This window comes from Prevotella mikamonis (genome assembly GCF_055381405.1).
Genome location: NZ_AP035785.1, coordinates 2,551,822 through 2,573,245, shown reverse-complemented (window position 1 = coordinate 2,573,245; position 21,424 = coordinate 2,551,822). Strand labels below are relative to the sequence as shown.

General features: G+C 43.9%; 19 protein-coding genes and 1 pseudogene. 5 read left to right on the top strand and 15 right to left on the bottom strand.

The window, feature by feature from the left end:
- Positions 1-2 precede the first annotated feature (2 nt).
- Positions 3-716 carry an LrgB family protein gene (locus ACZ42L_RS10740; RefSeq protein WP_464699163.1) on the top strand — a complete coding sequence of 238 codons (714 nt, stop codon included), beginning with the start codon at positions 3-5 and terminating at the stop codon, positions 714-716.
- A gap of 236 nt (positions 717-952) precedes the next feature.
- On the opposite strand, the gene ACZ42L_RS10735 is transcribed toward ACZ42L_RS10740, so the two are convergent.
- The 8 genes and pseudogenes from ACZ42L_RS10735 to ACZ42L_RS10700 all read right to left on the bottom strand — a co-directional run bounded on the left by ACZ42L_RS10735 (position 953) and on the right by ACZ42L_RS10700 (position 10,186).
- Positions 953-1,771 carry a pyridoxamine kinase gene (locus tag ACZ42L_RS10735; RefSeq protein WP_464699162.1) on the bottom strand — a complete coding sequence of 273 codons (819 nt, stop codon included), beginning with the start codon at positions 1,769-1,771 and terminating at the stop codon, positions 953-955.
- Positions 1,772-2,646: 875 nt separating this feature from the next.
- Complete coding sequence (locus ACZ42L_RS10730) at positions 2,647-3,393, bottom strand: hypothetical protein (protein ID WP_464716088.1); 747 nt, start codon at positions 3,391-3,393, stop codon at positions 2,647-2,649.
- 1 nt (position 3,394) lies between these two features.
- Entirely contained in the window at positions 3,395-5,479 is a 2,085-nt protein-coding gene (locus ACZ42L_RS10725) for an AAA family ATPase (protein ID WP_464716087.1), read from the bottom strand.
- A 25-nt stretch (positions 5,480-5,504) separates the two neighbouring features.
- Complete coding sequence (locus tag ACZ42L_RS10720) at positions 5,505-6,569, bottom strand: relaxase/mobilization nuclease domain-containing protein (protein WP_464716086.1); 1,065 nt, start codon at positions 6,567-6,569, stop codon at positions 5,505-5,507.
- Positions 6,553-6,984, bottom strand: a complete 432-nt coding sequence (locus ACZ42L_RS10715) for a plasmid mobilization protein (RefSeq protein WP_464716085.1) — start codon at positions 6,982-6,984, stop codon at positions 6,553-6,555. Before ACZ42L_RS10715 ends, ACZ42L_RS10720 begins: the two co-directional genes overlap by 17 nt.
- Before the next feature lie 339 nt (positions 6,985-7,323).
- A complete protein-coding gene (locus tag ACZ42L_RS10710; RefSeq protein ID WP_464716084.1) occupies positions 7,324-7,758 on the bottom strand; it encodes a DUF3408 domain-containing protein in 435 nt (144 codons plus the stop codon).
- A 4-nt stretch (positions 7,759-7,762) separates the two neighbouring features.
- Positions 7,763-8,749, bottom strand: coding sequence for a toprim domain-containing protein (locus ACZ42L_RS10705; protein WP_464716083.1), 987 nt, complete (start codon positions 8,747-8,749; stop codon positions 7,763-7,765).
- Positions 8,750-8,942: 193 nt separating this feature from the next.
- Positions 8,943-10,186, bottom strand: a pseudogene (locus tag ACZ42L_RS10700) (VapE domain-containing protein).
- A gap of 558 nt (positions 10,187-10,744) precedes the next feature.
- Here ACZ42L_RS10700 and ACZ42L_RS10695 point away from each other — a divergent pair.
- Positions 10,745-11,044: a helix-turn-helix domain-containing protein gene (locus ACZ42L_RS10695; RefSeq protein ID WP_464698781.1), complete on the top strand. Its 300-nt coding sequence runs from the start codon at positions 10,745-10,747 to the stop codon at positions 11,042-11,044.
- A 4-nt stretch (positions 11,045-11,048) separates the two neighbouring features.
- A complete protein-coding gene (locus ACZ42L_RS10690; RefSeq protein WP_464698779.1) occupies positions 11,049-11,339 on the top strand; it encodes a helix-turn-helix domain-containing protein in 291 nt (96 codons plus the stop codon).
- Positions 11,340-11,438: 99 nt separating this feature from the next.
- Here the strand turns inward: ACZ42L_RS10690 and ACZ42L_RS10685 are convergent, their stop codons facing one another.
- The 7 genes from ACZ42L_RS10685 to ACZ42L_RS10655 all read right to left on the bottom strand — a co-directional run bounded on the left by ACZ42L_RS10685 (position 11,439) and on the right by ACZ42L_RS10655 (position 19,225).
- Positions 11,439-11,969, bottom strand: coding sequence for a hypothetical protein (locus ACZ42L_RS10685; RefSeq protein ID WP_464701618.1), 531 nt, complete (start codon positions 11,967-11,969; stop codon positions 11,439-11,441).
- A 35-nt stretch (positions 11,970-12,004) separates the two neighbouring features.
- Complete coding sequence (locus tag ACZ42L_RS10680; protein WP_464706493.1) at positions 12,005-13,072, bottom strand: Gfo/Idh/MocA family protein; 1,068 nt, start codon at positions 13,070-13,072, stop codon at positions 12,005-12,007.
- 9 nt (positions 13,073-13,081) lie between these two features.
- On the bottom strand, positions 13,082-14,149 hold the full coding sequence (locus ACZ42L_RS10675; protein WP_464706495.1) for a radical SAM/SPASM domain-containing protein: 1,068 nt from the start codon (positions 14,147-14,149) through the stop codon (positions 13,082-13,084).
- A gap of 99 nt (positions 14,150-14,248) precedes the next feature.
- A complete protein-coding gene (locus ACZ42L_RS10670; protein ID WP_464706496.1) occupies positions 14,249-15,955 on the bottom strand; it encodes a sigma-70 family RNA polymerase sigma factor in 1,707 nt (568 codons plus the stop codon).
- A 319-nt stretch (positions 15,956-16,274) separates the two neighbouring features.
- Positions 16,275-16,691, bottom strand: coding sequence for a hypothetical protein (locus ACZ42L_RS10665; RefSeq protein ID WP_464716082.1), 417 nt, complete (start codon positions 16,689-16,691; stop codon positions 16,275-16,277).
- The gene (locus tag ACZ42L_RS10660) at positions 16,688-17,983 is read right to left on the bottom strand and encodes a tyrosine-type recombinase/integrase (protein WP_464716081.1); all 1,296 of its coding nucleotides are present in this window, start codon (positions 17,981-17,983) and stop codon (positions 16,688-16,690) included. Before ACZ42L_RS10660 ends, ACZ42L_RS10665 begins: the two co-directional genes overlap by 4 nt.
- 12 nt (positions 17,984-17,995) lie before the next feature.
- Complete coding sequence (locus ACZ42L_RS10655) at positions 17,996-19,225, bottom strand: site-specific integrase (protein WP_464716080.1); 1,230 nt, start codon at positions 19,223-19,225, stop codon at positions 17,996-17,998.
- A gap of 393 nt (positions 19,226-19,618) precedes the next feature.
- Between ACZ42L_RS10655 and ACZ42L_RS10650 the strand changes: the two genes are divergently transcribed.
- Positions 19,619-20,530, top strand: coding sequence for a helix-turn-helix domain-containing protein (locus tag ACZ42L_RS10650; RefSeq protein ID WP_464716079.1), 912 nt, complete (start codon positions 19,619-19,621; stop codon positions 20,528-20,530).
- A 3-nt stretch (positions 20,531-20,533) separates the two neighbouring features.
- Positions 20,534-21,415 carry a helix-turn-helix domain-containing protein gene (locus ACZ42L_RS10645; protein WP_464716078.1) on the top strand — a complete coding sequence of 294 codons (882 nt, stop codon included), beginning with the start codon at positions 20,534-20,536 and terminating at the stop codon, positions 21,413-21,415.
- Positions 21,416-21,424 lie beyond the last annotated feature (9 nt).

Sequence of the window (21,424 nt, the reverse complement as noted above, 5' to 3'; positions counted from 1 at the left end):
ACATGAATCACGAATACCTATTGCAGATTTTTTCCAACCAGTACGTCTCGCTGGCACTCACCTTTGCCGTCTTCTTCATGATGCGTCGCCTGCAACGCCGCACGGGCTGGGTGCTTGTCAATCCCATCCTGATTACGATAGTGGTCATCATAGCCTACCTGAAACTCACCGGTGTACCCTTCGAGACCTACAGAGCCAACGGCGCACTCATCGAGTTCTGGCTGAAACCGGCCGTCGTGGCGCTCGGCGTCCCACTCTATCTACAGCTCGAAGCCATCAAGCGCCTGTGGCTGCCCATCGTTATTTCGCAACTCGTAGGATGTCTGGTGGGTGTCGCAAGCGTCGTACTCACGGCCAAGCTGCTGGGTGCTTCGCAGGTGGTCATCGTGTCGCTGGCCAGCAAGTCGGTCACCACGCCCATTGCGATGGAGGTGACCCAGGCCCTCAACGGCATCCCCTCGCTCACTGCCGCCATCGTCATCGTGACGGGAATCATCGGCGCTATCTTCGGATTCAAGATGCTGGCCATCGGACATGTAAGCAGTCCCATCGCCCAAGGATTGAGCATGGGCACGGCTTCCCACGCCGTCGGGGCTTCCACGGCGATGGATGTAAGCAGCAAGTATGGGGCTTTTGCCAGTCTGGGTATCACGCTCAACGGCATCTTCACCGCCCTGCTCACACCCTCGATATTAAGGATGATGGGGATAATATAGACAGGAGCATGCTGCATGGAAGCAGCATGCTCCTGTCTATTATGGATAGCTAAGGCCCGACGATGGAAGCTGTAAGGAGAGTCAAAAATTGAACAGCAAACTAATTTTTCTTTGTTTATCTGTTCAAAATATGACTACTTTAACATCATGCGTCCCACTATTAATAACAACCTACGAAGACAACGGGGATTGTCTTCGGTTATCAACGGGCAGCCCTTTAGGCTTACCTCCCTATCTTACAATACTTCCAGATATTTTTCCAAGGGTATACCGCGGTTCTTGTCGGCATTGTCCTTATTCAAGTCTATGAGTTTATAGACTGCATCCATAGCCTTGCGAGTACTCTCCTTGAGCAGTTCGCCATTGAGCAAATGGCCAATGAGAACGGCAGAAAAGATATCGCCAGTACCAGGAAAATGTACAGGTATCTCGGTATAAGGCAACTGGAAATAGGTATCTTCCTCATGATTGTAGCCCACGACCGACGGTTGTCCGTCGACAGGGATGCTCGTGATGAGTACCGACTTAGCCCCTATGCCACGTAGACCGTCTATCAAAGCACGCGCACCGGCATGGTCTACTCCCTCCGGCTGATAGGGCGAATCGGTAAGATAGCATGCTTCGGTGTGATTGGGAAATACAAGGTGGGCCACACTCACCATCTCGCGCATATTCTGTACGGTAGCCGGTGTCACCCCATTGTAGAGTTTTCCCTCGTCGCCCATGATGGGATCGACGAATATTGTAGTACCTGTGGCTGCCTGCTCGCGACAATACTGCGATACCAAACGGGCCTGACGCTCAGACACGATAAAGCCTGTCGCGATGGCGTCGAACGAGAATCCCAATTCCTTCCAGACAGGAAAGACATTCTTGATATAGTCTGTGGTGTCGAGAATATGGAACTTGCCATAGTCGAGCGTGTTGGAAACGAGCGCTGTAGGCAGGTTGTAAGTGGGTAGCCCCATATAAGAAAGGATGGGCAGCATGGCAGCCGTGGCCACCTTTCCATATCCTGCCATATCGTTGATAAGGAGTATCTGTTTCTTGCTCATGTATATATGTGCTTTATTGTGTGCAAAGATACGAAAAGAAGTGAAATATTTTCGTAACTTTGCATAGAATGTTTTGGAATCGCAATATTGCCTTCCAAGATAATATCTAAAATACAACTTATTGGAAATAAAGAAGTTACCCTGTTGATATAACTAAACAGGTAACGATTTGGAAACGAGCAAGCTACTTGGCTTCGCTGTTTTCTGCCTAACAAAGAACGCTTGTTATTCTGTCTGCAAAGATAATACTTTGTTACCGAATAACAAGCATTTTTGATAAGATTTTCGCTTTTTTACTTCATACTTAATTTTTTAGGCGATTGGAGATAGAGAAGAACTGTTATATGCTTCTTCCTCGATTTTTTTTCTTGGCTTGATTTCTTAGTTAGTGCCGCCATGTCATCTCGGCAGAATCAACACTATGTGTCTGTGTACTGATAAGTCCACCTGCTCCTGAAATCATTTCTTTGGCAGCATTCAAGACAGTGCCTGCTACATTTCCGACGGTTTATGCAAAAGACAAACTTTCATTTGCTTTTGCAGACGGTATATATGAATGGCAGGCAGGGAAGGGAATGTTGATAGCTTATGCTCAATTGAGTTTTTCTGTCCGTATACCATTGTGTGAGCTTTTGTTATTGCCTCCTCTGATGACCATAAACAAATTACAGTGCCTTCGGAACTTGCTATCCATATTCTTGACAAAGTTGTATATCTGATATCTAATACAGAGCTGTACGCCGTATTTGGAAATACAGTTTTGAATGGTATCAGGGAAGTCTTCATAAAGGCTGTGCTATATTATTTTTTGTCATAGCAAGATTCTGTTTACTTTACAACACTTTCCATTAAATGGAACCATTGCCCGCCTTTAGTCATTTTCTCTTCTTGCGTTTTCTTATGCATTTCTTTTTCTTGATTTTGGCAAGCCTTACTTTAAGCCTTTTCTTTTTCTCTATAGCGGACTCCTTATACTTAGCAATAAACCAGCTGTCTGTGTCTTTATCCAGCAAATCCTCAACTTGGACTAAGTTAATACGATAATGCAAACCTATTTTGTAGTGATGAGCATCAATAAAGTTACAATCAAAATGACATAGTGGGTGTTTTTGCCCTTTAGCACCTTTCGGATCGTAATCATATCTAACATAGGCAGGCTCTGTTATCATTAACATTTCAAATAAACGAATAGCTTTTAACGTATCAGTATCCGCAAGATTTTGAGCTGATGCAATCTCTTGATATGATTTTTTATCTTGATAGGCTTCATAATCACTATACAATTCTCTGCATTTGCTTAAAATTATAGTACTAACATCAATATCTTTATATCTTACATGCCATTTATTAAGAACAGCAACACCGGTCTTATTCTCATAAACGTGAAACGGGAATGAAAAGCTTACTATCTGATCGTTTTTTATAATAAAGATTCGCCTAATTATCTTAGTTGATTTTATAACAAGATAAGGCATCTTGATTGTTGCTTCATTTTCTGGACCATCCCAAGAAAGAAGATGCTCTACTATCTGAAGAACAATATTGATGTAATCCAAAGGTTTCTTTAGTTTTCCCTCCATTTTTGCACTTGACATACTTCCTAATGAATGTACATATCTCATACTATCTTGACATTAATAGGTCTGTGGTTTTTTCAATTTTCTCTAATAGATCATCTTCTTCTAGTCCTGTAATATCTATTAAGCCAAACATTTCGAGTATCTTATTCACATAAACCTCATCAATATTATTATTTTTAACATATTGCTCAACCAATTCTTTAAGTGACATGGCCCGCTTTGCCTGCTCAAATCTCATACCTATTTCTTTTTCCTCATCAGAATCAGCGCATTTTATATCCATAGCATGGGTTGTTTTTATCTGATGAAGCCCGTCTTTCACCTCTTGAGGAACTTTGTAAGTAGGGTCGGTAATCAATAGATAACTTCGTATAAATGAGCGTGTAAGCATCGTGTAGAGTGCATTTCTAAACTGGTGATTATCTGCGATATTTTCTGTAATACATATTACATATGGGTATTCTAGTCCTTTTGCATTATTCCTGTTGCTGACTAAAACAGAATTGGCGACTGGCTTTTTAGATTCGTATGCTTTATTGGTTTCCCAATTATATTTATTGCCTATTGCAATACAAATCTGATTTGCAAGATTATAATTGTCTTTTTTTTCATCAACAAAAATAATTGCAACATCATTAGGTGTTAGTGTATTATCATTCTCTTTGTTCATCTCGTCTATAAGCACACAGACCATCTGCTCTATTGTGGCTGTTTGTTTTCTTTTATACACTTTCACACTTTCATACGAAATGTCATCGCCGTCAAATCTTTTGTTAGGCTCTCTTGTTAAAGTCAACCTATCCCCATTCCTCTTCACAGAATAGCCGCAGGTTTTCCAATCCTCTTCTTTCAACCATCTGTAACGTTTTGGTTCAAAAAGACCAAGCCCCATAGCATGTGCAAACATCAAAGTATCAGGAGCTGTTCTATAACATTTACCAAGGAGATAATCTGCATTGTATGCTTTGGCGATATGTTCTGCAAAAATAGATTGGAAAACATCACCTGCCATATATACCTGCTTTGATGTTACAGCCTTACATAACTCCTCAAAATTTTGATCAAAATCTTGGCTCTCATCCACTATTATATAATCAAAGGCAGGCTTAACTTCTCCTTGACTTCTCAGTTCGTTCAATGCTTGTTTGCAAATCTGGTCAAATGAGGTAGAATTACTATAACTGTGAAAAGAAAGCCCATAATGTTCGCATATATAGCTATAAAGGCCAGAGTCAGGATCCAAAGTTCGTCCCCAGGCATTTGCACACCATAATCTTTCTTCCCAATCAATTTGCTTTTGTACTTTCATATAGTTAAAGAATTGTTGGATGCGGATGCGCAAAGTACTTGCGAGTATACGGTTATGGCATGTAAAGAATATCTTTACATCATCTGACAAGGAGTATAGTTCTTTCAGCTTATGAAGAAGCAATTCCGTCTTACCCGTTCCTGAAAGCCCCTGAATCTTAATCACTTTCTGCTGACGGTTATCATAAATAAACCTAGTTTGATCACCATCGAAAAGTTGAATTTTATGCCTAACTTTTTCCACCAGCGTTTCTGGTACATCAACACCAACTTTCGCTATTTCATTGATGCTACCAATACAGAGTGAAACTAATAATTCTGACTTTCGTTTCTGCAAAGGTTCTGAAAGCCTTAACTTATCCATCAAACCTGCGATATCTGCAAAATCGCCAAGTTTCGTTGATTTAATTAGCTCATTCTCCACTTTAGAATAGAGTCCCATTTTTGAACGATAGTCATACTTTTGGTACAAATATCTTATATCGCCTTTTATGTCTTCTTCAAAACTCTCGAAGTTTTCAGAATCAGGCTCTTCCACGATGCAAAGCTGAAAACCTGATGCTAAAAGAAGAAAATGTTTTTCATATTCTTCATGACCAGAGTCTACTACTGGGTTCTTTAACAGATAAACTCTAAGGCTGTTCACTCTACTATACTCCTCAATGTTTACCAGCCAATCTGGTTCTTCTCCTTCTTCGTATGGAAGGTTGTGATAAAAATAACTTGATTTCATACTTATTATAAATTTATCTTTATTTACAAAGATAATCATTTGCTTTGAATAACAAGCGTTTTTGATGAAATATTCTTGTTTCTGCACTTTTGATTGGCTGTTTGGCTGTGGGTTACATACCTCTTCCCCTTTTCTTCTTTCTGTTCGCTTGGTTTCTCAGTCTGCGCTGCCATGCAGCTTCGGCATAGTCATCGCCATGTGCAGTTGGTGTAATCAAATCGCCCAACCCTTCCACCACTTCAGCGGCTGCGCTAATGGCTGCATCTGCCATTGCACCGATAGTCTGTGTTATCTGCGGAGTTTCTTCTGTTGTTCGTGGCATATATGAACGGCTTTTAGGTACGAGTTGATAGCCAATATCAGGCTGTTTGTTCTTTTCTGTCAGTTCTTGTATTGTGTGGTGTGGTTTCTTTAATTCTTTTTTGTTTATTGGTTCAAAGTTTCTTTGCAAGGAGTGATAGCCGAACTCCCTGCCGATTTCGGATGCCTTGAATGATAGTCCTGCATATGAGAACCTCAAGCCATAGACCTTGCCCTGCTTGTTCTTCATACGCTCTATGGTAATGCCCTTCTTGTTCAACTCATAGAGGAACATGGAATGCCCTGTAATGCCTGTTTCTTTGTACTTCTCAAGCAGGGTGTAGCAGATATTCTGTACTTGTTGCTTTGTTTGCTCTCTTGTGGGATTAGCCTTTGTTTTTTGGTGTTTCCTTTCCGCCTTGACCTCCTTTGCGATGGTCAAGCCTTTCTCCCTGCTGATTTCCTCCGCCACTCTCGCCGCCCTGTTGCTCACAAAAGTGGTATCATAGACCACTCCGTACAGGCTGATGCGATTGGCAATGATGTGAATATGTCTGTTGTCGGTGTCCTTGTGCGTTACTGCCACCCATTGGTGGTTGTCAAGTCCCATTTGCTTGGCAAACAGATGGGTTATCCTCATCAATTCGGAAACAGGCAACTTCTTCTCGTCCTGCGGTGCGATGCCTATTTCAATGCGGAGGAACTTGTTCCTGCAACGGCTGTTGTAATTACTGACCACTTTCATTTCCTCATAGATTGCCCTTGGCTCCCTGCTACAAAGATTGTGGAAGGCAAGCCGGCTACCGAGCTTGCCTTCCCTGAATATATAGTCCAAAGCCGTACTTCCGTGGGCTATCGCCTTACATTTTCCTATCATCTCTTGTCATATTTAAGACTTTATATATCTCATCGTCCACATGAAAATAGGGGTCGTAAAATCGCTTAAATGCTTCCTTTGCACATAGGGAAAGGTTCTTTGTGAGAAGTACCCACCTTTCGTCCTTGACCTTGATGAGGTTGGAAATCTGTGCATAGAACTTTGCTATCTGCCCAAGAATGGCAATGGCTTCCCTCTCATTGTCGGTCATCTTGGGGACGGCTGTTACCTCTCCGTTAAGGAGTATCTCACGGCAGTAGTCCGAGAACTTCCGTCCCGTACTTTCCGCCTTTGACTTGATGCGTTGCTTTTCCTCTAAGGTACATCTTACTTTGATGAACTCCGTCTTGTTCATCCGCTGTTCTTCTTTATCTTGTTGCTGCCATCGGGCAGCTTTTCCTTTGTATCTGTTCATATAAGTTTCCTTGAAAGTTAATCATTGTAGATGATTCGTTGTTGCTTAGTTCTTGAATGCTGACCGATGAGAACGGAGTGATTACGGTCTAATCTCCCCGACTGTCTGACGAGGGGAGCTGGGAGCAGTTTGTGGGTACAAACTGACGTCTTGCAATGTCAGCTAACGGGTCGTTTACGCACAAGGCGTTTTGTAGCCTAAAAGTGAATGCCGTGCATTCCGTGCCTGACTGCGTTCGTGATACGTTCATCGTTCTCTTTGTTCAGCAAATGTCCGTTGCTCCGTTCTCTGAAAAGGTCGTCCCTTTTCAAGAAAACTCTCGACCTTTTTCCTGTGGGTTCAAAGCTTCCTCCATTTCTCTATGTCCTCACCGTATTCCTCCAAATGGAGGCGCACAATGTTCTCCACAAAGCTTGAAAGGTTGCTGCCCCTGTCGCCCAACCTGCGTACGATGAAGTCCGCACGCTCTTGTGTCTCCCTGCTCAGATAAACCGCCTTGCGGTTGTTCAGTTTGGTTGGCACAAGATAGGCTTGCTTGTAGGCTTCCAGTGTCTTCTTCCTCATCTTGGCACTGACGCGTCTCTGAACGGGCATGTTCCGCGTGTTCCGTGCAGGCTCGGAGTGCGTGGTATTCTCAGTGTTCTGCTTGTTAGTTGGTCTTTCTGTTTCAGGAACCGCAGTCGCTTCCTGTGAAGTAGATTCGTCCTCTGCTTCATCTTCCACGCCCAAATATCTTAAAAAATCTTTGTCTGTTATCTTTGTCTTCTTTTCCATATCCTTATTTCATTTTATGTTTGACTTGTTTTGATTTATTGATTTGATTTTGCACCAGTGTCTTTACCTGCCATTTCTGTTCCCTCTGCTCACGGACACGGCTGACGTGAAAATCGTTGAGGTCTTTGAAATTCTTGTAATATCGGGACATATCCTCCACTTGGAAACCTGCCCTTGCAAACTCCTGTACGGCTCTTCGCCCTGCATCGTCATTATCAAGGAAGGCGCAGATATGGGGCAGGTGTCGGTCGTTCAGATAGCGGATAGCTCTTGCCACATTGCTTACCGAGTTTAGCACAAGACAGGCTCTCGTTATTTCCTCTTTCATTGAAAGGAAGGACAGGAAGTCCATGAAGCCCTCGAACACACAGATAGGTTGCATTTTGTCCGTTATCTTATCCGTGAATATCGGAGTAATATCCTTCGGGGCAATCGTTCCCTTGAACAAACCGTTGTCCCGAAGCTCGTACCCTCCCGACTGGTTTGCAAAGCCGATGGCTTGGTAGCGTAGTTCCCCTACCTCATAGCTGATACATCTGAGGAATGGCGTCGCCTTTTCCAAATCAATGCAGCGTTCTTTCGTTAGGTATTTTTGCAAATGTGGCGGCAGGGTGTCTGATATGCCTATAAGTTTTCTTGCCTCATTTACAGGAACCACTGGTTTGCGACTTTCCGGTATGGAGTTGTCTGTATTATGAGGGCAGTACGCTGTATCAAAGAATGCGGTCTGCCCTAAGTGGCGGATGGCTTCCGACAACGTGCAGCCCTCCAAACGCATACAGAGGTCGATAATGCTTCCGCCCCTGCCCTCGGCATAGTCTACCCAAAGGTTCTTCTGTATGTCCACCTTGAAACTCGGATGCGTTTCCGCCCTCAGCGGTGAACGGTACATGGCATAGGAAGGCGTTCTGCGTACAGGCTTGATGCCTTTCCTCTCAAGATACTCCACTATGGGGTATCGCTTGATTGCTGATAAATCTTCTTCTTTCATTGTGATATGTTTTAACTGAACTGATTGAATAATTCCTGTTTGAATGATATTCGAATGGCATTGGAAAAGATTCTCTTTTCCAAAGTTTTTCCTTTCCAAACTTTTTCATCTTTCTTCTTACTACATACTATTTTGTTGTAAGTTATTAATAATCAATACTACATTGTAGTACATGACAATACTACATACCTTACTACATCAGGCTACTACAACTATCAAGCAAAGGACAGGGAAGTAGTTTTCTTACTTTGTACGCATAGATGGGACAGCCACCGTCACGCCTTCTGCTCACTTTCTCAAAGCCACTCCTTTTAAGGGCTTCGCCCATGTGCTTGGAAGTCAGGGGCTGCCGGGTATAGATACCCAGATAGGTAAGAATTTCCGTAGTGGTCATATAGGAGCAATGGGGATTATCCTCAGTTGGCTTCTCGAAGCAGCGTAGCAGCAGTTCCGTTTCTGCGGTCTGCACTTGGAGCTCCTCGCTCTCCCTGTATAGTTCCGATATCTCATCATCGTCAAACCAATAGCGGAAACCAGCGTTGAGCAGGGCTTTGGCTTCCGCATAGACACTGTCCATAGATATACCCTTTGCACTCTCAATGTCAATAGATAAAACTTCAAAGGGCAGGAACCGTCTGCTTCCTGTGGGGGTCTGTAAGAAAGTCGTTGCCGTTCACCGATGCCACGAACATACTTTTCGTAGGGCATGCGGTACTTGACCATTGGGCAGGTAATGAGATTCTTGAGTTTGTTCTCGTCCCTCTTGTTGAGAGCTTTGAGCTGGTCGTCGATGTTCACGATAAGATTCTGCCCGATATAGGGGAGTGTGTCCTTCTCCTGCGGATATATCTTGCCCGTATAGCTGTAACCGTGCAGGGCAGGCGGACAGAGCAAATCCAAAAACGTGGTCTTGAACTTTCCCTGCTCGCCTGTCAGCACGAGGCAGGTATGGTTACGGCAGTCACGGTCGTCCATTGCGTTGGCGACTACTGCCACGAGCCACTTGGTGAGGTACGGCAGCCATTTGTCGGAGTTGCGTACGGCTACGCAACTTGCCAGTCCGGGAATGGCTTTCAGTGAAAAGGAAGAACTACTGCTCAAATCCACTGATGGAAAGTTTTTGAAATACTCCTGTATGGGGTTGATACGTGGAGAGAAACTGCTCTCGATGATAGAATAGAGATTATCGGAGGAGGTTATTATCCCGATGTCGTTGTCTATCTCCCTACGGAACGTGTTGATTTCATAACGACCCACCTTTGAAAAGTGAACATCATTCTTGCTACGATATTCAGTTCTTCCCAATACCGTATTGTATCTGAACTCATAGCGAGTAGACAGGTGGGGTTCTATCTCCGAGTTCTTGGAGGAAGTTTTTCTCGGTCTGAGTGTGCTGTACCCATCCTCCAATTTGCCTTTATCTGCGCTTGTTTTCATTATATGCTTGGTTTTGTTTCCAAGAACGAAGTTATCAAGAGAACAGGTAAGTTCCAAGCATTCGGAGAGTGCTTGCATAATGTTGCGCTCATTCGCTATAAAGTTCGCACGGATTTTTATGGAGATAGGGAAAGAAAAGACTGATTTAAGCCATAGCAGGGGATAAAACAACAAGAAAATGTAATGGCAGTAGTGTGCCCCTTACGCACACTTGCGGTATTCTGCACCGATATTGCAAACTATAGAATCAGCACAGAAATATGGTAGCGTTTGCCCACATCGAAAGTGCCACAAGCTGCCATCTGAGCGGAAAACGATTAAACAGGATAAGCACCACCCTATCTTTGCACTAAAAATGACAGTGAAAGAAAAATATAGGGCAAAAAGGAGCAAACGGCAGCCGATAAAATGCGTTGTCTTTTCCTTCAAGTTCCCGATACATCCCTGCTGTTCCCTGCTGCTTTGAAGTATGGGAAACGCATCCTACTTTTGCAGGCAGAAACGTGCTATAAAGCGCAAAAAAAGAATAGGAATTACAAACAAAACAATAATAGAACTATGGGTTATTTTATCATTACGGATTCAAATTGGACAAAGTTGAGGAATGAGATACTCAGCCTTGCCCAGACCTGCCACAAGGCTTTCGGGGAACAGAGTAAGCACACAGATTGGTTGCACAACGGTGATGTGTGTAAGTTGCTCAACATCAGCAAGCGCACCTTGCAGCACTACCGTGATACAGGTGTGCTGCTCTTTGCCCAAATCGGACACAAGTGTTATTATAAGCGTGAGGATGTAGAGCGTCTGCTCAATGCAAGATCAGAGAAACCAAGAAAAGATAACCCTGTAAACAGATAAGAGTATGGAATCAGTAAGGGACTTGAACATGGATGCGGACGAGATGCAGGTGGTGCTGTCCGCACTTGAAGGAGTGAACAGACGAATAAGAGAAGTGGCACAGACACACAAGCCACTATTTGGCGGTGAACATTTCCTTACGGGCAAGGAAGTGTGCGAGCGGCTGTATATCAGCCCCCGCACCTTGCAAGACTATCGGGATAGGAAGGTTATTCCCTACACGAAGTTTGCGGGGAAGATACTCTACAAGGCTTCCGACTTGGAGAGATTACTGGATAGGAATTATAGGGAGTGATGAATATGCGATACAACAGAGGATAAGAAAAACGGCACTTGGAACAGGTGAAATTACACTGCTAGTGCCGTTTTCAAAGAATGCTTTTATTCCCTATGACTATTCGGGCAGGAATAGTCCGGGAGTAAAAGTTACCTTTGTCGTTTTTCCCACAGAAAGGTTTATCGGTCCATCGTACGCAAGGAGTTCTTCTTCGCACTTCATAGATGCATCCGTGTAATACACCTTTAAATGATAATTGCCCGGCAGCAGTTTGCTCATTTTGAATTTGACATCGTAGTTACAAATGCAGTCTGCCCGTTCCTCAAAATCTACCTTATGATACACTATAAGCAAGATTTGATTGTCTTGACAGCTTACATTCACTTTTCTTTCCTTGATTATGCAGTTGTCTTTCACATCCTCAATCAAACATTGGGCGATACCGTCTTTTCCCAACTCAATATGAAGGGTTGTAGGGGAATCTTGGTTTTCCAAATAGAAATCTGAACGTGTTTCTGTTGGAGAGAGGTTTAACTTGCAAGTGGAATTTGCTACATCATAAACTTTCAATGCGTCAAGAACAACATTCTCTGACGAACACGCTGACCATCCTATCAGACATATCAGACTGTAAAATACTTTTTTCATCATTATATGGATTTAGATATAAATGTGCATACTTATTATTTCTTACTTGTATAGTTATGTATTTCTGACATAAGAGAATAAACATGCCTGACACTTTCCAGCCCAAAAGCACGATCATACTCACGCTTGTTTTCAACCATATCGGCAAACGCTTGGATTTCTGGGAAGAATCCTTGTGAGGCGATTTGGTTGTTCCTAATCGTTGGAATAAAGCCGTTTCTTTCGTAGAGACAGACTGTCGCCACCATATTGTTTGGAAAGACTTTCTCCAATGGAATCCCCAACACCGCAGAGCGTCTCGGTGTGAAATCAAGGTGCTCCATTCTATCCAACACATAAAGTCCTTTGTCCGTACTGATACTTAACAATTCCTCCGCCTTTTGCCACGAGAAATCTGTTGATAGTTCCAATATCCCCGTTATATCTTGGTGCTCCAATACAAGAAACAAAGTCTGTCCACCGTCTCTACTGCGAATAACATCCAAACTCTTTATCTTTGCCTCTCCAAAAAGGAATGTTGCATAGTCAAGAGGATGGATGAACAGGTCGAGCAATGCATCTCCTTCTGGGTATAATCCTGTCAGATAGCGATAATGGTAATGTCTTTTGCCATCACCTTTCAATCGCTTTTGCAGAATTTGAGTGGCAGGGGCAAAACGTCTTTGCAGTCCCACGACGATATGTTTTGAACCATACAACTTGATGGTATCTGTCAAAGACTTTAGTTCCATCTCGTTCTCACACGGTGGTTTCTCTATGAATAAGGACTTCCCTGCTTTAATGACTTCGTTTGCTATATGAAAGTGCGAATGTGGATTGGCTGCCACAAAGACAGCAGAAACCGTATCATCATGTAGGATGTCCTGTAAAGAAGTTGTCTCTTTAACTCCTTTATACTTTTGAGCTATCAACTCGGCTTTCTTCTCAGAGGTGCAGCAGATATATTTCAGAGGTAACTGAAGATACTGTATGACGGGCAACAGGTTGCTGACACAATGATTACCAAGACCTACAAGAGCATATTGTTGGGTGTAGATATGATTCAGCCCCCTTATGCTCCGCATACTCTTGTATCTGCCGATGATATTATCTATATATCCCATATTCTTTCGCTATGCAATTATATTATTGAAATGCTCTTTATAAGTGGTATGCTTGTTCTCTGTCCAGTGATATTTCCCGTAAAACAACTCTATCAGTCGCTTGGGAAACATTTTCTCCAGATTTCTCAACAGAATAATATCATACTTCCGATGATAGTTTATCCAGCATTGATTACACGCTTTGGAGTGGTGACACTGAATCTTACAGGTTTCCTTTGAATTGAAAATTTCGTCAAGTGTGTTCTCATGGATGTTGCCCAAGGTCACATCCAAATTCTGGCACAAAGGAACATCGCCATTGGAGTGGACTACTAGTTCGCTGAAAATGCTATGGCACCTAAGTTTCAGTCTGTTATTCTTCCACTCGTCATACAAGGCTACAAAGTCAAAGTTCTCATCCGTTTGATGTATGGAAGAGGGTATCTGACTGATGAAATCCGTATCATTAGCTTCCATCAAGTCCTTGGTCGTATCGAAAAACGACATCGTGCTGTAAATGCCAATACGAACATCAATGTCATATTTCTTGGCGATTTCTATAACAAATCCCATGTCTTTAAATGAGTTCCACGGAGAAAGGCAAAACATCAGGGAGGTGGGCACGATGTCTTTACATGCCTCTATAACCTCAATTACCTTGTCATATCCATCCCGTCCACGCATATAGCGATAGGTTTCTCGATTGCCGTCAAGTGATATGTATAGATGCTTGGGATGATGATTCTTTACGGAAGAAATTACCTTGTGTGTTGCAAGGCAGTTGGACAGCAATGTATAGTTGGGATGATGGGTGTCAAACCATCCTAATATCTTGTCTGCTTCGGGATGGAGGATAAACTCACCTCCTTCCAAGCCGACCATCGTGCGTTTTGTTACACATTTGCTATTCATTATTTTAATGATGTCATCTAAACTTAGATTTTCCGTAGGTTTCTTCCAAATGGAACAGTGCTTGCAACGTGACTGACAGCTTGTAGTGGAATATATCATCAGTGAGGTGAGTTCCTTGTGCTGTCTGCGTGCTACATTGTTGACAAATACAATTCCATTGTGGATGTAGTCATAAATACTGTACATTCTTCCTTTTGAGTTTTGTCTTTTATTGTTAAGAGCAGAAACCTTCTAAAAGACTGCACAATACTTATGACTTTTTCCTATCTATTCATTTCCTATCATTTACCAAGTAAGCCTAAGTCCGAATGGCACCGTGATGATGAATGGATGCTCCGTGCGGTAGGTTTCAAGCCCACTGCCATTCTTAAAGTAATAGAACATATTGGATTCCAAATACAGACTGAATGGCTTAAATATCTTGTACTGCACACCGACACCCAAGTTTACAGACCACTGATAGCGTGGCTTGATGTCGCCTTTCAGCGTGAACGTTGAATCAGATGTAACGATAAACTTTTTCGCAAGCGAACTACGGACAGGCATTTCAAATGTCACACCTCCTGTCGTATAGGCGTTGAAACGTCCCTTACCCAATACCCGATAGGTCAATCGCAATGGTATGCCCACATAATCTATTTTCTGGGTTTTCACCAATCTTGCTTTGTGATATTCGCTTTCATATTCAGACTTTAGTCTGGTATAAGTTACACCTGTTCCGAAAGTCCATTTTGGATTTAATTGCTTATTAATGGAAAGACCAAAGGTCTTAGGACGGTAGTGATGTGCAACCTCTCCTAATGGGCTGTTATCATCCATGGGATGATCAAGGAGCATTAAAGACATTCTTGCTCTCTCAACAGAATCCATCAAAGCATTGTTTCGGGCATAATAGGTCTCCAAATCAGACCAAGTGTATAGTTTGGCTGCCGCACCACCATTAGCGTAATCTATTACGGACAGATAGTTCAGATTTGATAATGCACCATTAGCACCAGCATTGGAAGAATAGCCGACATTGAATGTCCAAGGATATTTCTTCTTCTGTTCTATGTTCAAACGTGTATGTGTGTCAATTGCCATAAATTCATCTGATGGTGTCTGTGGCAAATGGAATAAAGAGTTCTCTACACTGCCATCCACCGCTAAATTTCTCTGCAAGGAATCGGTGTTGGGCGTTATTGTAAGAGTTCCTACACCCATATTCTTCATGGTGGGTGTCGTATCATTTTTTGCATACTTCACCTCTGTTCGTTCCAAAGTAATGCATTTGTCGTTTTGCGTAACATGAGAGGTTGTCGTTTCGACCTTGCTCGGAGTATCCTTGCCTCTTTCTTCCGATAGTAAATTCCCCGAATCTTCCCTGCGAGAGTGTACGACAATAGGACTGCTGCTTTTCGACACTTTCTCAACTTTGTTCCTTGTAACAACATAAATATATAAAGGAATGAAAACAGGTAGCAGTAACAGCACCGCCCAATAATCAATCAGGATGGTGCGCAGCATTTTCTTCGCTCTGAACAACTGTGAGGAAGAACTGTGTGGGGCAATATCAAGTAACTTTCCTATTTCCTTGTGAGTCAAACCATCTAATACGGACAACTTGAAAACTTCCCTGTTTTTGGGGGGCAGGTCTTCTATGGCAGACAAAAGCACGTCCAACTCTATGTTTTTTCGTGGCTCGTTTGGCCCGTTGTCAGCAATGTCAATATCTAATTGCGACAACGACAATTCTCTCTTTTCCGTGCTTTGCAAATATCTCAAGGAGAGATTTCTCACGATGGTCATCATCCATCCTTCCAATTTATCATTATCTTTCAAGTCTTTCAGCGACATAAAGATAATGATAAAAGCATCGTGCAGAATATCCTCTGCCGCGTTTTCATCCTTTATATAGTGTCGGCATACGCTCTGCAGTTTGTGAGCATATACCGTGTAAAGTTCTCCAAGAGCCTCTGGGTCTCCTTGTTTACAAGCGTCTATCTGTATCATTTGTTTTTGGACAACAAATATCCTTTTATATAAAGGAGTAGAACATTGTGGAAAGACTGCACGAAATCTTCAACTTTTTCTTGTAAACCTGCATTTTTGCACATTTCTCATTGGTTCGTAAGAGTTTTATCACACAAATATAGCAAAAATCATCAAATCACGTGTATAACAATCGGAAAAAGATTGATATGTAGTCATTCCGTAGTAATGAGGATTGTTATCTCCCAACTACACGCCAATCCTTTCTCTTTCACTGTATTACCCATCTTGTAGTTATGTAGTAGGATAATACCAGTGAAAGAGAAAGAATATCCAATAATCAGTTATTCGTATTATCAAACAAGAATATTGGCCTTATGATTGCTGTTGGCCTTTGCAACTCACAACAGATGTATCTTCTAAACAGATGCGCTTCTATGCTGTCCAACTGAAAAGTTAGGGCAATGATGATTGGAAGGGGATAAAGTGGTGAATAACCTACGGTCTTTCCCCTCTTTATAATTTCTTCTTCACCTGCACTCCTTTCATCGGGATGCAGGTTGGCGGATTTCATTATCTTTTGCAATCTATGGTTGAGTTTATTCCACGTTTCGCCGAAGAACCTCGCAAGTTCTCCCTCAGTCATGGCAATCTCTCCGTTTCCTTTGCGAATGACTTGCATATTGCTGCCCCAATCAAAGTAACTACGATGATTGTACGTGCTATTTTTGCTCTTTGAATTATTGCTTGCTCTCATGCCGTTTCCTCCATTTTATAGGTTGATATATCCGAAAGTTCACAAACCTCTCTCTCCGAAGTTTCCTTTCCCTTTACCGTTTGTTTGGCTATGAGCCTATCCATATCCTCAGAAATTTTCTTGTCTGTCACCTGTGCGTAAATCTGTGTGCTTGATATAGAAGCGTGTCCCATCATCTTGGCTATGCTCTCAATAGGTATTCCTGCACTAAGGCTCATCGTTCCGAAGGTGTGGCGAGCCATGTGGTAAGAAAGACTTTGACGGATACCGCAAGCTTTGCCAACAACGCACAGGTTCTTGCCCATTACACTGCGGCTGCAATCGCTGTGGAAGACAAGGCTGTCGCCTTTTTCTTTCACCGCCTGCCATTCTTCATTATTCTCTTGTTTTTTCCTGCAATGGTTAATGATGGCTTCCGCTATTGGATGCAACGGTACGACAAACTCCACCTTTGTTTTCTGACGCTCCTTTCGGATATACTTCTGTCCGTCCGCTGCCATTTGGATATGCCCATATTGCAGAGTTTCCATATCTGCGATAGCCAACCCTGTAAAGCACGCAAAGACAAACATCAGCCGCGCCAACTCTGCTTCCCTGTCGTTCATCTTCATTGCCGCAAGTCTGACAACCTCGCTCTTTTGCAGGAAGTGTATCCTCTTTTCCTCTTTCTCATACTTGGCATGCTCAAAGGGATTGTAGCGGATAATCCTTTGACTGACAGCACGGAACATCAGCCTGCTCAGCCAGCAGAGATAGTTATTGATGGTAGTCCCCTTCAATCCCCGCTTTTTGAGAAAGAAGCGGTATTCCTCAAACAATTCCTCCGTAATGGTGGAAATGGGGATATCCTGCAATCCTTTTCTTTCCACAAATTCACGGAGATTTCTGTCAGAATGAGACAGGTTCAGATAAGTTCCCTCCGCCCTTGACTTTCCGACGCTTTCCTTGACCGCTTGCAGTTCCACCCTGCTCATGGCAAGGAGCGTTGTCGGGTGGGTGGCAATACCCTGCAGGTGGTTCTTGACAAGTTCAACGCTTACCACTCCGTCCCTTACAAGAATGTCCCGATAGGTCTTTTCCACAAGTTCCCTGAACTCATGGAGTCTTTGATTGGTCTTTCTGTCAGTCGTCAAGCCCTGCTTGGTGTTCCACTCGGAGGGCTTACATTCTTCGCCTGTAGTAATAGCTGAGCTTTTCCCGTCTATGGTGATACGGCAGAGAATGGCGGTATTGCCGTCTGACTTTATCTTCTGTCTGTTGATATAGAACAGTATCTTGAATGTACTTCTCATAATGGCTGTCTTTTATATGGCTAAACGTAAATCTTCGGTGAAAGAGAGGAAGCGGTCAAACTCCTCAAAGAGTTTCTGTGGGGTTACCTTTGCATAGCGTTCTGTCATACTTATGTTGGAATGTCCCAGCATCTTGCTTACTGTCTCGATGGGTACGCCTTGTTCAAGCGTGATGAGCGTTGCGAAAGTGTGCCTTGCAGTATGCGTGGTAAAAGGAAACGAGATACCTGCACGAAGCCGCAGGGCTTTCAGACAAGCCTGATAGTTCTTGTATTTGATGTAGGGAAGCAGTGTTTCCCTTTCATCGCTGTGAAACCTCTCTATCAGCCTAATGGCTTCGGGCAATAACTTGATGCGGCAGGGTACGCCTGTCTTGCGGCGGTTGAATTTCAGCCACCATTTGCCTTCATCATCACGGACAAGATGGGATTTGTTCAGTTCCATCAAATCGCAATAGGCTGCACCTGTATAACAGGCAAAGAGAAAGATGTCCCTTGCCGTTTCCAAATCCTCTTCCAAATCATCAAAGCGGAGCGCTTTTAGTTTGTCCAATACTGCCCTGTCAAGAGCCTTTGGCAGTTTCTTGTCACCCTTGCTGATTTTGGCTTTGTCAAACAGGAGCGTATCAGCCAATCCCTCACGGTAAGCCAGCCTACACACCGTCTTCAAATGCGTGGCTACATTATAGAACGTGCTTTCCTGAAAACCGCACTCAGCTAAGAAATACTGACGGAACTCATGGATAAAATTCTCTGTGAGTTGCGAGAAAGCCAAGTCCGAGACCTTGTACTTCCGTTGAATAAAACTCTGTAAGTGTATGCGGGCGGAGTGGTAGCCGTGTATGGCTCCTTCCTTGATGTCTATACCTACATGGTTTTCTTTTTCCTTGATGAGCATATCCAGCCTCTCAATGAGCATACACCGTGTCTGCACGCTGCCTTGAAACTGCTCCTTCACGTCGGTTGCGTCAAACGGGCAACCTTTGGAGAGCAGGGACTGATAAGCCGACTGAACGGACAGCAACAGGTTTTCCAACCTGCCGTTCACTTCCACCGCCTCACGGCTCTTTCCGTCCATCCTACTCTCACGGGGATTCCACAAGTCAGGGTTGCAGGAGAGTTTACAACTGAACTGCGCAACACTCCTTCCAAGTGTGATTCGCCCCATAATCGGAGCCTTTCCCGACTTGTCAAGACCGCTCTTTTTGAGGTAGAGCAACACCTTCATTTTCTCTTGTTTCATACGCTTTGATGTTTTGTGGCAAAAATACCAATTTCAAAGCGTTCCTCACTTATGCAGAAAACTGCCGACCGTAGCAACAGCAACACGAGCGAAAATAATTCAGTTACCGAATATTACTCCATCGTTACCTATGGTAAAATCGGGTAACGGTTTAGTAACTGAACTTCTGCCTAAATCTGCATATTACTGCCCTTTACGAATAGGGCAGTCTTATGCAAATCGTTCCGTTTCCTTCTCATTATCAGTTAATTTGCAACAACTTCGACTTTTCTTCATTTTCTTTGATTAGTTGCCTTCCAATGGGTAGGTAATTGTGGTTGGATATTCCGTAATATGTTTAACAACGATGCGGAGAAGAGTGACTACCTTTGCCGCCGGAAAGAGAAGAAGACTATGGCAGAATCAAAAATCAAACGTATAGACTCCATTGATGCCTTTAACAAGAGTATGGGCTTCGAGACATTGCATCCCCTGGTGACCGTCATAGATATGTCGAAAGCCGACTCGGAGGCCGCCCGCGAAGAGCGAACCCTTGAATACGGCGTCTATAGTATATGGTTGAAGCAGACCTTTTGCGGCGACATCACCTACGGTCGACAACCTTACGACTACCAAGAGGGAACGGTAACATCGTTCGCTCCGGGTCAGGTGGTACACATCAAACCGGCTCCCGACTACATCCCCAACTCGCAGGGACTGCTCTTCCACCCCGACCTGATTCGTGGCACATCGCTCGGCCAGAGCATGAAACAATACGCTTTCTTCTCTTATTCGTCGCGCGAAGCACTGCATCTGAACGAGGACGAGCGGGGTATCTTCAAAGACTGCCTGGGCAAGATACAGCAAGAACTGGAGCATCCCATCGACCAACACACGCGTAAACTGATTTGCAGGAACATCGAACTGCTGCTGGACTACTGCCTGAGATTCTACGAACGGCAGTTCGTGACGCGCAAAACGGCCAATCTGGGCGTATTGGAGAAGTTCGAAACACTGCTCGACCAATATTTCAAGGAACACCGCCCGATACAGGACGGACTGCCGTCGGTGAAGTATTTTGCCGAGGAGTGTTTCCTGTCGCCCAACTATTTCGGCGACTTGGTCAAGAGGGAGACGGGACGGACACCGCAAGACTATATCCAAGCGAAAATCATAGACCTGGCCAAAGAAGAACTGCTGGGCACAGAAAAGACCGTCAACGAGATAGCCTATATGCTGGGATTCCAATATCCGCAACACTTTAACCGCTACTTCAAACGCAACGTGGGACTCACGCCGAGCCAATATCGCAAGGAGGCTGTGTAACGAATGGAGCACAAGACCACCTATATAGAAACCGTACATAGCTGTAACCGACTGTTCAACGAGAAGACGCTGCATCCGCTCGTCAGTGTCATCGACCTGGCAAATGCCCACGAACGCAAACGGCTGAGGCTCGACTGCTACTCGGTGATGCTGTGCGAGCAGACGTCGGGCGACTTGGCAAGCTCGCGGATGAAGTGTGACTTCGCTGACGGGACTATGCTTTTTCGTGCGCCTGACAAGATGGTTCCCATAGAGACCAGCACCCATAGCAACCTGTCAGGCCGACTGCTGGTATTTCATCCCGACCTGTTCTGTGGCACGAAATTAGGAAAGAAGATACACGAATATACTTTCTTCAAATACAAACTGACAGAGGCCCTGCACCTGTCGCAACCCGAACGCGTACGCATCCTGGCTATCTTCGATGGTATCAAGGCCGAACTGGAATGGGGAGTAGACTGTTTTTCGCAGTCCATCATCTGCAACAAGCTCGAATTGCTATTGACTTACTGTAGCCGATATTACATCCGACAGATGGTATTGCGTCGCGATTCCATTGACAAAACCGTGGAAAAAGTGACAGAAAACATCGACGCCTACATCATGCAAGGCCGACTGGCTACCGACGGAAAACCCTGCACATGCAAGTTTGCAGCCCCACTAGGCTTGTCGAGTGCCTATCTGAACGACGTCTTACAGCATGAGACTGGACTGCCATTCGAGGCACTGGTGGAGTCCAGGCGACTCCGCATGGCCCGACAGCAACTGACTTCGGGCGTGAAGACCGATGCCGACATAGCCGCATGGCTGGGATATGCCAACACGGCCCTGATGTATTCGCTCACGAGTTTCAACGAGTCTACCCGTCGCTTTTCCTACAAATAGCTACACATA